The following is a 716-nucleotide window of genomic DNA, read 5'->3' on the forward strand; positions in this document are numbered from 1 at the left end:
ACAGATGCACGTAAAGGCAAGAAAATCTCGACGACTCTCGCTTAACGCATTTAGCATTTAGTTGTACTTATCTTAATAATAAACAAGTTCTAGTATTTTTAAGTTGAAACCTTCTAATGAAGGGCCTATCATGATCGGACGCACTTTAGGATCAAGCTTCTGGGATAGGGCAGCCTTATGAACAAGCTTCAAGACAGTCTGGTGAAGGCTCTCACCATTGACGGGGCACTGGGCGTCGCTTTGGGGGACTGGAAGACCGGAATGTGTCTGGGGTTTAAGGGCACCAACAGCCCTGCCTTTCCCGAAGCTAATCTGGAGTTGGCCATTGCCGGAAACACAGAGGTGATCCGCGCCAAGATGCGAGTTGCAGAGTCTCTTAAGTTCACCGACAGAATCGAAGAGATACTTATTATTCTGGAGACTCAGTATCACCTGATGTATCTACTTAAGCACATACCTGGGCTATTTTTCTATCTGGCTTTGGATCGAGAGAAAGGCAACTTGGCTCTTGCTCGTATCAAGCTCTCCCAAATCGAAAAAGAGCTGACTCTCTAAAAGTTACGGCCTTTTCCGGCCTCACAGGAGTTCTGCAGCCAAGCAAGATTCTTTTAGAGCTTGCTCTACGTTGAGGTGATGGAGTAGGTAGCAACCAAGCCAAAAGAATGCGGAACCGGGGACTTGAACCCCGATGGCATTGCTGCCACTAGAACCTGAAT

1 protein-coding gene is annotated in these 716 nt (G+C 47.1%); it reads left to right on the forward strand.

Annotated elements, in window-relative coordinates; translation table 11 throughout:
- Positions 1–177: 177 nt before the first annotated feature.
- The gene (locus NW853_RS11690; RefSeq protein WP_414333939.1) at positions 178–555 is read left to right on the forward strand and encodes a hypothetical protein; all 378 of its coding nucleotides are present in this window, start codon (positions 178–180) and stop codon (positions 553–555) included.
- The last annotated feature ends 161 nt before the right edge of the window (positions 556–716 follow it).

The organism is Synechococcus sp. H55.11 (assembly GCF_047462475.1).
Classification (GTDB): Bacteria; Cyanobacteriota; Cyanobacteriia; order Thermostichales; family Thermostichaceae; genus Thermostichus.